This is a genomic window from Clostridium sp., from assembly GCF_026168755.1.
Classification (GTDB): domain Bacteria; phylum Bacillota; class Clostridia; order Clostridiales; family Clostridiaceae; genus Clostridium.
The window spans coordinates 1-10,528 of sequence record NZ_JAPFDR010000071.1; the positions used below are offsets into that span (position 1 = coordinate 1).

Here is a 10,528-nt window from a genome sequence, read left to right on the forward strand (position 1 = left end):
CAAGTAATAATAGTGGAAGTACTGATAGCGGAAATAGTAACAATGGAAGTAACAGTAATAGTAACAATAATGGAAATAGTAGCTCTACAACAATCCAAAGTGGAACAGTAAAAGTAAATGGTGCATTAAATGTAAGAAGTGGAGCAGGAACAAGCTATTCAGTAATAGGTTCATTAAGTAATGGAGCAAAAGTAGAAATAGTAGAAACAAGTGGAAGCTGGTACAAAATAAAATATGGAAGTGGCTACGGTTACGTAAGTAAGGATTATGTAACAGTATCATCAAGTAATAATAGTGGAAGTACTGATAGCGGAAATAGTAACAATGGAAGTAACAGTAATAGTAACAATAATGGAAATAGTAGCTCTACAACAATCCAAAGTGGAACAGTAAAAGTAAATGGTGCATTAAATGTAAGAAGCGGAGCAGGAACAAGCTATTCAGTAATAGGTTCATTAAGTAATGGAGCAAAAGTAGAAATAGTAGAAACAAGCGGAAGCTGGTACAAAATAAAATACGGAAGCGGATATGGTTATGTAAGTAAGGATTATGTAACAGTATCATCAAGCAGTAATAGTGGAAGTAACAATGGAAGCAGTAGTTCCACATCAACGCAAAGTGGAACAGTAAAAGCAAATGGCGGATTAAATGTAAGAAGTGGAGCAGGAACAAGTTATTCAGTAATAGGTTCATTAAGCAATGGAGCAAAAGTAGAAATAGTAGAAACAAGCGGAACTTGGTATAAAGTAAAATATGGAAGTGGCTACGGTTATGTATCAAAGGATTATGTGACAATAAACACAAGAAGTATAGCAGAAAATACAGTTCTAAGAGAAGGAACAGCTGTTACATTAGCATTAAAAGTAAGAGATGAATCAAGCTATGAATCAAATGTTATGGGAACAATCGCTATGGGAGAAAAAGTTTCTGTATTAGAAGACGAAGGTGAGTGGAGCAAAATAAAATATAATGATGCAGTAGGATATATATTAAATGAATATGTAGATTTTAATATAGTATAGTTTAAATTTAATATTGATTAATTAGTTAGTTATGTTAGTTTGATTTATGGATATAGCAAATATATGAATAAAAATCAGATTAACATAACTATTTTAATTTTTATGTAGCATAAACTATATTTATATGTTAAACTGAATAACCATATATAAATAATACACAAAAGAGGAGAGTGAAAGAATGGAGTTATTTGTAACAGATTTAGATGGAACATTAATTAACAGCAAAAGAAAAGTTCCTAAAAAGTCTCTAGAAATTTTAAATAAATTAATTGAAAAAGGTGTTAATTTTACAGTAGCTACTGCTAGAACTCCAGCAACAGCAGTTGAGATATTACAAGATTTAAATTTAAAATTACCAGTTGCTTTAATGAATGGGGTATTAATATATGATACTAAAGAGTTGAAGTACATAGATATTAAAGGAATAGAAAAAGAAACAGTAAATAAAGTATTAGATATTTTTAAAACACATAATAAGAATCCATTAGTATATGCTGTTAAAGATAATCATTTATGGGTATATCATAAGGAGTTTGAAAATATTTATGAATATAATTTTTATAAAGAAAGAGCTGATAAAAAGTTAAAGACTTTTGTGAAAGTTGAAGATTATGATGGATCATTAATGGGCTCAAATACAATTAATTTTGTAGCTTTTGATAATTATGAAAAAATAAAGACTATTGCTGAAAAAATTAAATGTATTGAAGGAATAACAGTAAATTATTATAAAGATGTATATGAAGATTGTTATTTCTTAGAAGCATATAGTAGTGAAGCATCTAAAGCTAATGGAATAAAATATTTATCAAAATACATAGAGTATAGTAAAGTTATTTGTTTTGGAGATAATTTAAATGATATACCAATGTTTGAGTTAGCCAATGAAGCATATGCTACTGCCAATGCAGCAGAAGAAATTAAAAAAATAGCTACAGATGTAATAGGTAGTTGTGAGGATAATGGAGTTGCTGAGTTTTTAGCAAATAGATTTAATTTTTGTGTTTTAAGCTAATTAAAAGGGGAATAAAACGAGTATTATTATAAAATAAATTAAATATTGACAAAGAAAAATATATAAATTATACTGATACGGATAATTGGAGGACTCATATAAATCTCAAATATGGTGAGATGTTTCTACAGAAAACCTTAAATTTTCAGCTATGAGTGAGCTTAATATATATTAACTCTATACGAATTATATATGAGTTATGGTGTATTAAATTCACTATAGTAATTTATATGTTTTTGAATATAGAGTAAATATTATAAGCATATAAAAAACAGAAAGTTTAGGAGGAATCTACTTATGAAGAAGAGAGTTATTGCATTAGTACTTTCAGCACTAATGGTAACAGGGTTAGTTGGTTGCGGAAGCGATAACAATTCATCAACGTCAGAAGAAAGTACATTAAAGGTTGGTATGGTTACTGATACAGGAACAATTGATGATAAATCATTCAACCAAGGTACATGGGAAGGAATTAAAGAAGCTGAAAAAGAATTTGGGCTTGAAACAACATTTATGCAACCTAATGGAGAATCAGAATCAAGCTATTTAACAGAAATTCAAAATCTTTACGATTCAGGTTATAAGTTTATAGTAACACCAGGTTATAAATTTGAAACAGCTATTTATAAAGCTCAAAGCCAATATGAAGATGCAAAATTTATTTTAATTGATGGGGAACCAAATGATGGTAAAGATAATTATCTTGTAGCAGATAACACAGTTGCTGTATATTTTGCTGAAGAGCAAAGTGGATTTATAGCAGGTGTTGCAGCAGCGGTTGAACTAAAGACTGGTGATTTTGGATTCATTGGCGGAATGGAAATACCATCAGTTAAAAAGTTTAACTATGGATTCCAACAAGGTGTAGCTTATGCTAATGAAAACTATGGAACAACTGTTAGTTTAAAAAATGAAAACATAGTTTATTCAGGTTCATTCTCTGATACAGCTTTAGGGCAACAATTAGCAGCTCAAATGTATGATAATGGTGTTAAAGCAATATTCACTGCAGCAGCAGGAGTTAATATAGGTGTTATTACAGAAGCTAAAACAAGAGTTGTTAATGGTGAAGAAGCATGGGTAATAGGTGTTGACTCTGACCAATATGATGATGGTATTTATGAAGGAAGTAAATCAGTAGTATTAACTTCAGCTATTAAAAAGATTGATGAAGCTACTTACCAAATAATAAAAAATGAGATTAATAGTGAATTTCCAGGAGGGCAAGTTTTAAGATTTGATGCTAAAAATGATGCTGTTGGTATTCCAAGTGAAAATCCAAACTTAAGTGAAGATACAATCACAAAAGTTAATGAAGTTATAAATGCTATTAAATCAGATGAAATAGAAGTTAAAACTGAATTATAGGATTAATATAAATTTGAGACTGTGTTAAGAAATTAGCATAGTCTTTTTTCTTAATCTTACTATGAAAAAATGCTATATATGAGGGGAATAGTATTGATAATAAAAAATATTAATAAGAGAGTATAGATGAGAAATTTTCCTATAAAAATATATAGAAATTCAAAATACAACAAATAATAAAAAAATAGTCTAAAATAAAACTTATATTGACAATAATAAATAGATAAATTATAATAAATACGAATAATAAAACGACTCATATAAATCCCAGATATGGTGGGATGTTTCTACCGGAAGCCATGAATTTTCGACTATGAGTGAATTCAATACATACTAACTCTATACGAAATATAAAAGAGTTTTAACGTATTAATTTCACTTCTGGAATTAATACGTTTTTTTGTTAAGAGAAGGTATTGAGAGTTTATTAAAAATATAAACGGTTTTGGAGGAAAAATTTATGAAAAAGAAATTTTTAGCATTAGCACTTTCTGCATTAATGGTAACAGGATTAGTTGGTTGTGGAAGTAACAGCGATTCAGGTAATTCATCAGAAACAACATTAAAAGTTGGTATGGTTACTGACTCAGGAACAATTGATGATAAATCATTTAACCAAGGTACATGGGAAGGAATTAAAAAAGCTGAAAAAGAACTTGGGGTTGAAAAGAATTACATGCAACCATCAGGAGAAACAGAAGCTAATTATTTAACAGAAATACAAAATCTTTATGATTCAGGATATAAATTCATTGTAACACCAGGTTATAAGTTTGAAACAGCTATATATAAAGCACAAGAACAATATGCAGATGCAAAATTTGTTATACTTGATGGAGCACCACATAATGGAGATAATAACTATGTTGTAGCAGAAAATACTGTAGCTATATACTTTGCTGAAGAACAAAGTGGATTTGCAGCAGGTATTGCAGCAGCAGTTGAATTAAAAACTGGTGAACTAGGATTTATCGGAGGTATGGAAATACCATCAGTTCAAAAGTTTGACTATGGATTCCAACAAGGTGTAGCTTATGCTAATGAAAACTATGGAACAAATGTTAGCTTAAAAGCTGAAAACATAGTTTATTCAGGTTCATTCTCTGATACGGCTTTAGGACAACAATTAGCAGCTCAAATGTATGATAACGGAGTTAAAGCAATATTTGCTGCAGCTGGTGGAGTTGGTACTGGAGTTATAACAGAAGCTAAGACAAGAGTTGTTAATGGTGAAGAAGTATGGGTTATAGGTGTTGACTCAGATCAATATGCTGATGGTATATATGAAGGAAATAAATCAGTAATATTAACTTCAGCTATTAAGAAAATTGATGAAGCTGCTTATCAAATGATTGAAAGTCAATTAAATGATAAGTTCCCAGGTGGAGAAACATTAAGATTTGATGCATCTAATGATGGTATTGGTATTCCAGCAGAAAATCCAAACTTAAGTGAAGATACAGTAACTAAGGTTAATGAAGTATTAGAAGCTATCAAAAGTGGAGATATAGTAGTTAAAACTGAATTATAAAATATTTTAATGAAATTGGGCTATGGTAAAGTGATTTACATAGCCTTTTTATCGTAAAAAAAGTATAACAAAAATTTAAAATAGTTTACATGAATTTAAAGTTAGATATTTATTGTAAAAAATAATTAGTAAAAATTATATATTATTAAAAAGTAAGTATATATTTTTTTGTATTAAAAGGTTATAAATATGAATAAAATGGAGTAATAATTGGTTTAATAATACTATACAAGAAAAATTTTTATAAAAATATACAAATATAATTAATATGATATGCTAATTGTAAAAAAGAGCGAAAAAAATGTTGAAAATGCGAATTATATAAATTATACTTAGAATGAAGTTTCGTAAATAATATATGAAATTACTATGTAAGAATATAAATTTATGATTTGCATAAGTTAATTGGAATATGTATTAATAAAATAATTATGTAAGAGGAGGATATCCATGGAATATGTAGTTGAGATGCTAAATATCCGCAAAGAGTTTCCTGGAATAGTAGCAAATGATAATATCACACTGCAACTAAAAGAAGGAGAAATACATGCTCTTTTAGGTGAAAATGGTGCAGGAAAATCAACATTAATGGGAATGTTATTTGGAATGTACAAGCCTGATAGAGGTTCCATAAAGGTTAGAGGAAAAGAAGTTAAAATATCAAATCCTAACATTGCAAATGATTTAGGAATTGGTATGGTTCATCAGCATTTTAAATTAGTAGATAACTTTACAGTTACAGAGAATATAATTTTAGGATGTGAACCTAGAAAAGGATTGATAGTAGACGTTAAAAAAGCTGCAAAAAAAATTGAAGATTTATCTAAACAATATGGTTTAAATGTTGATCCTTATGCAAAAATAGAGGATATTTCTGTGGGAATGCAACAAAGGGTAGAAATATTAAAAATGCTTTATAGAAATGCTAATGTTTTAATATTTGATGAGCCAACAGCTGTATTAACTCCAAGCGAAATTGATGAATTAATTTCAATTATGAAAAACATGACTAAAGAAGGCAAGTCTATTATTTTAATTACTCATAAACTAAGAGAAATTAAAGAAGCAGCTAATAGATGTACAGTTATTAGAAGAGGAAAGTATATAGGAACGGTTGATGTACAAGATGCTACAGAAGCTGATATGGCTAAAATGATGGTTGGAAGAGAAGTATCATTTAAAGTTGAAAAAGTTGAAGCAAAACCAAAGGATGTAGTTGTAAAAATAGAGAATCTATCTGTTAATAATAATAAAAAAGTACTTGGACTAAAGAATTTCTCATTAGATATTAGAGCAGGAGAAATAGTTGGTATTGCTGGTGTTGAAGGTAATGGACAAACTGAATTAGTAGAAGCATTAACTGGTATGAGAAATATTGAATCAGGAAACATCATATTTAAAGGGAAAAATATAGCTAAAGAGTCAATACGTCAAAGAATAGATGATGGTATGGCACATATTCCAGAAGATAGACATAAAAGAGGGTTAATTCTTGATTATACAATGGAAGATAACATGGTCCTTAAAGCATATAGAAATAAGCCGTTTTCTAAGAATGGATTAATTAATAGAGTAAAAATTTCTGAATATGCACAAAAGATTATTGAAACATTTGATGTTAGATCAGGTGAAGGTGGAAAATCTATAGCAAGATCATTATCAGGTGGTAACCAACAAAAAGGTGTAATTGGACGTGAAATAGAATCTGATCCAGATTTCTTAATTGCAGTTCAACCAACTAGAGGATTAGATGTTGGATCAATAGAATATATTCATAAAAGATTAGTAGAACAAAGAGATTTAGGAAAAGCAGTTTTATTAGTATCTCTTGAGTTAGACGAAGTTTTAAATGTATCTGATAGAATAGCTGTTGTAAATAACGGTGAGTTAATAGGTATAGTAAATGCTAATGAAACAAATGAAAATGAAGTTGGTTTAATGATGGCCGGCATAAAGAAGGGGGAAGCTTAGTGCATAAGAATCAATTATTAAAATCTATTATGGCAGTAGTTTTAGGGTTACTTGCTGGATTTTTATTAATGCTAGCAATGGGATTTAATCCAATAGATGGGTACACTTATTTATTTAAAGGCGGATTAATGAACCCTCAAAGAATAGGTAATTCAATTGCAACTGCAACGCCATTAATTCTTACTGGATTATCTTTTGCCTTTGCAAATAAAACTGGATTATTTAATATAGGTACGCCAGGACAAATGTTAGCTGGTGGTTTTACTGTAACAGCTATAGGGTTATTAGTTGATTTACCATCTCCTATATTAATACCATTAATGATTATTTGTGGTATATTAGCAGGAGCAATTTGGGCCGCTGTACCAGGACTTTTAAAAGCATTATTTAATGTTAATGAAGTTGTTTCAGCTATTATGATGAACTGGACTGCATATTGGATAGTTTATTACATGGTTCCTCAATATTTAAAGGGTACTACTGAAACAGAATCAGCTAAATTAGCAGACTCAGCAACTTTAAAAGCAGATTGGTTATCAAATATATTTGGTGGTTCATACATAAATTATGGAATATTCTTAGCTATATTTTCTGTATTAGTTATATGGTTTATTTTAAATAAAACTGTTTTAGGATATGAATTAAAAGCTGTTGGATATAATAGATTTGGTGCTGAATATGCAGGTATGCCTGTAAATAGAAATATAGTAATTTCTATGATGATAGCAGGTGGACTAGCTGGATTAGCTGGTGTTGCTCAATATATGGGTAATTCTACAGTACTTCAAATTGGAGTAATGCCATCTCAAGGATTTGATGGAATAGCTGTTGCTTTATTAGGTAATAACAGTCCTTTCGGAGTATTATTATCAGCATTATTCTTTGGAGTATTATATGTTGGTAAAGGGTTTATGAATGCCAATGTTAAGGTACCACCAGAATTAGCAGATACAATAATAGCTACTATTATTTACTTTGCTGCAACAAGTGTAGTTATGGATAAAGTAATTAAGAGTATAAAGAAAAAAAGAGATGAGAAAAAATTAGGAACATCTAGTGAAAAGGCGGTGGAAAAATAATGTGGGATATAGTTGTACAAATTTTTCCTTATGCAATAGCATATACTGTACCTATGCTAATTACTGCTTTAGGAGCGCTTTACTGTGAAAGAAGTGGTATTGTAAATATAGGATTAGATGGATTTATGATAGTAGGTTCTTTTGCTGGAGCATTAACAATCTCTCAACTTCAAGAAGCAGGTGTTAATGGAGCGTTATGGATAGGTCTTTTAGTTGCTGCAATAGTTGGAGCTCTATTCTCACTTCTACATGCATTTGCAAGTATTAATTTAAATGCAGATCAAGTTATAAGTGGTACAGCAATTAATATGATGGCTGGGGCTTTAACAGTATTTTTAGCAAGAAATATAACTGGTAGTGGTAACATAAGAATAACTTTAGGATTCTTACCAAAAAGTGTTCCAGTATTAAAGGATATTCCAATAATAGGGCCATTACTATTTACAAAAACTTATATTACAACATGGGTAGTATTAGCAATATTAATAATAAGTGTATTCTTACTATATAAGACTCCATTTGGATTAAGATTAAGATCTTGTGGAGAAAACCCACAAGCTTCTCAAGCAGCTGGTATTAATGTAATGAGAACTAGATATATTGGTGTTATGATATCAGGTGCATTAGCTGCATTAGGTGGATGTATAATATTAGTAACATATTCTGGTGAATTTAATGGAAGTGTTGCAGGGTTAGGATTCCTTTCATTAGCTGCATTAATATTTGGACAATGGAGACCTTTAGGAATATTAGCATCAACTTTCTTCTTTGGATTTGCATCAACATTAGCAAATGTTGCACAAGTAATTCCAGAGTTAGCAAGTATACCATTAGTAGTATTAAAGGTATTCCCTTATGTAGTTACATTAATTGCATTAATTATATTCTCTAAATCTTCACAAGCACCAAAGGCTGCTGGTGAAATATTTGATGCAGGAAAAAGATAGATTTAAATTAAATAAAAGAGGCTTTTTAAAGCTTCTTTTATTTTTTTGCTTATTTTAGGAAAATTTTTATAAAAATATTATATGGAAAATTAAAGAAATATATTATAATATTTATAAAACATATAAATTGGGGATATTAAATACAAAGGGGGATTAGTTAATGAAAAAAGTAAAAATAGCCTTGTTAGGTCTAGGAAATGTAGGTAGAGGTGTATATATAATATTACATCAGAATAAAGAAGAGATTATGAGAAGATCAGGTTATGAAATTGAGATTTCTAAGATCTTAGTAAAAGATTTAAATAAAAATAGAGGTGTTGAAGTATCAGAAAATATTTTAACTACTGACTTTGACGATATATTAAATGATGACTCAATAAAACTTGTAGTTGAAGTTATGGGAGGGATAGAACCAGCTAAAGAATATATGCTAAGATCTATGGAAGCAAAAAAACATATAGTTACTGCTAATAAGATGCTACTTGCAACAGAAGGCGATGAAGTATTTGAAAAGGCTGAAGAAATGGGAGTTATGTTCCAATATGAAGCAAGTGTTGCTGGGGGAATACCTATAATTAATGGCATAAATGAAAATTTAACTGCAAATAAAGTAAATGAACTATATGGGATAGTTAATGGAACAACAAATTATATATTGAGCAAAATGGAGCTTGAACAACTAGATTTTGATTCAGTACTAGAAGAAGCTAAGGACAAAGGATATGCAGAAGCAGATCCTACATCAGATATTGAAGGATATGATGCTCAATATAAACTTGCAATTCTTGCTTCATTAGCTTTTGGAACTAAAGTTGATATTAATGATGTATATAGAGAAGGAATAACTAAGATAAAGCCAATAGATATGAAATATGCCAGTGATTTTGGAATGTCAATAAAATTACTAGCTATTGCTAAAGATGATAATGGAAGAATAGAGTTAAGGGTACATCCTACTATGATACCAGAAACTCATCCACTTGCTAATGTATATGATTCATTTAATGCAATATTTATAAATGGAAATGCTGTAGGGGATTTAATGTTCTATGGTAGAGGTGCAGGTGATTTACCAACAGGTAGTGCGGTTGTAAGTGATATAATTGCTATTTTAAGAAAAAATATAGAAGTGGAAAATCAAAATCCAATTATAAGAAATAATTTATGGGAAAAGCAAGTTAAAAATATAGATGAAGTTGAAAGTAGATATTATATAAGAGTAACTGTTGAAGACAAGCCAGGTGTATTAGGACAAATAACTACTATTTTTGGCTCCAATAGAGTAAGTTTAAAATCAGTTATTCAAAAAGGAAGAAAGTATGATGAAAGTCATGAGATAGATTTAGTTTTAATAACACATAAGACTAAAGAGGCTTTGATAAATGATTCTATAGAAAAACTATATGACTTAAGAACAGTGAAAGATATAGAAAACATAATAAGAATAGAAGATTTTAACTAAATTGTTCGTTAGAGCTTGAATGCCGTGATGCCGAAAAAATTGATTATATAATCTCCAGGAAGGAATATAATTTCACTAAGAATTTATATTATTATTTCCATAAAATCTACTAAAGCTTCGAAGCTCCTAACCG

At 29.5% G+C, this 10,528-nt stretch carries 8 protein-coding genes and 2 riboswitches; all 8 genes read left to right on the forward strand.

The genetic code is table 11. The features are described 5' to 3' along the window. Positions 1-1,022 (forward strand): SH3 domain-containing protein (locus Q0Y03_RS14435; protein WP_297714506.1); only part of this gene is annotated, 1,022 nt, incomplete at its 5' end. A gap of 178 nt (positions 1,023-1,200) precedes the next feature. Next, positions 1,201-2,037 (forward strand): HAD family hydrolase, encoded by an 837-nt coding sequence (locus Q0Y03_RS14440; protein ID WP_297714507.1) that lies wholly within the window; start codon positions 1,201-1,203, stop codon positions 2,035-2,037. Between the two features lie 74 nt (positions 2,038-2,111). Next, positions 2,112-2,209, forward strand: a riboswitch (purine riboswitch). A 125-nt stretch (positions 2,210-2,334) separates the two neighbouring features. Continuing rightward, positions 2,335-3,405, forward strand: coding sequence for a BMP family ABC transporter substrate-binding protein (locus Q0Y03_RS14445; protein WP_297714508.1), 1,071 nt, complete (start codon positions 2,335-2,337; stop codon positions 3,403-3,405). Between the two features lie 236 nt (positions 3,406-3,641). Next, positions 3,642-3,739: riboswitch (purine riboswitch) on the forward strand. A 126-nt stretch (positions 3,740-3,865) separates the two neighbouring features. Beyond that, complete coding sequence (locus tag Q0Y03_RS14450; RefSeq protein WP_297714509.1) at positions 3,866-4,936, forward strand: BMP family ABC transporter substrate-binding protein; 1,071 nt, start codon at positions 3,866-3,868, stop codon at positions 4,934-4,936. Positions 4,937-5,386: 450 nt separating this feature from the next. Next, positions 5,387-6,907: an ABC transporter ATP-binding protein gene (locus Q0Y03_RS14455; protein WP_297714510.1), complete on the forward strand. Its 1,521-nt coding sequence runs from the start codon at positions 5,387-5,389 to the stop codon at positions 6,905-6,907. After that, positions 6,907-7,986 (forward strand): ABC transporter permease, encoded by a 1,080-nt coding sequence (locus tag Q0Y03_RS14460; RefSeq protein WP_297714511.1) that lies wholly within the window; start codon positions 6,907-6,909, stop codon positions 7,984-7,986. Before Q0Y03_RS14455 ends, Q0Y03_RS14460 begins: the two co-directional genes overlap by 1 nt. Beyond that, on the forward strand, positions 7,986-8,933 hold the full coding sequence (locus Q0Y03_RS14465) for an ABC transporter permease (RefSeq protein WP_297714512.1): 948 nt from the start codon (positions 7,986-7,988) through the stop codon (positions 8,931-8,933). The genes Q0Y03_RS14460 and Q0Y03_RS14465 overlap by 1 nt, the downstream gene beginning before the upstream one ends. Positions 8,934-9,093: 160 nt before the next feature. Then, positions 9,094-10,395: a homoserine dehydrogenase gene (locus tag Q0Y03_RS14470; protein WP_297714513.1), complete on the forward strand. Its 1,302-nt coding sequence runs from the start codon at positions 9,094-9,096 to the stop codon at positions 10,393-10,395. Positions 10,396-10,528: the final 133 nt, after the last annotated feature.

What these genes read in the sequence shown, in the direction of transcription:
- Q0Y03_RS14440 (WP_297714507.1), top strand. Translation starts at nt 1,201, where the DNA reads ATGGAGTTATTTGTAACAGATTTAGATGGAACATTAATTAACAGCAAA.
- Q0Y03_RS14445 (WP_297714508.1), top strand. Translation starts at nt 2,335, where the DNA reads ATGAAGAAGAGAGTTATTGCATTAGTACTTTCAGCACTAATGGTAACA.
- Q0Y03_RS14450 (WP_297714509.1), top strand. Translation starts at nt 3,866, where the DNA reads ATGAAAAAGAAATTTTTAGCATTAGCACTTTCTGCATTAATGGTAACA.
- Q0Y03_RS14455 (WP_297714510.1), top strand. Translation starts at nt 5,387, where the DNA reads ATGGAATATGTAGTTGAGATGCTAAATATCCGCAAAGAGTTTCCTGGA.
- Q0Y03_RS14465 (WP_297714512.1), top strand. Translation starts at nt 7,986, where the DNA reads ATGTGGGATATAGTTGTACAAATTTTTCCTTATGCAATAGCATATACT.
- Q0Y03_RS14470 (WP_297714513.1), top strand. Translation starts at nt 9,094, where the DNA reads ATGAAAAAAGTAAAAATAGCCTTGTTAGGTCTAGGAAATGTAGGTAGA.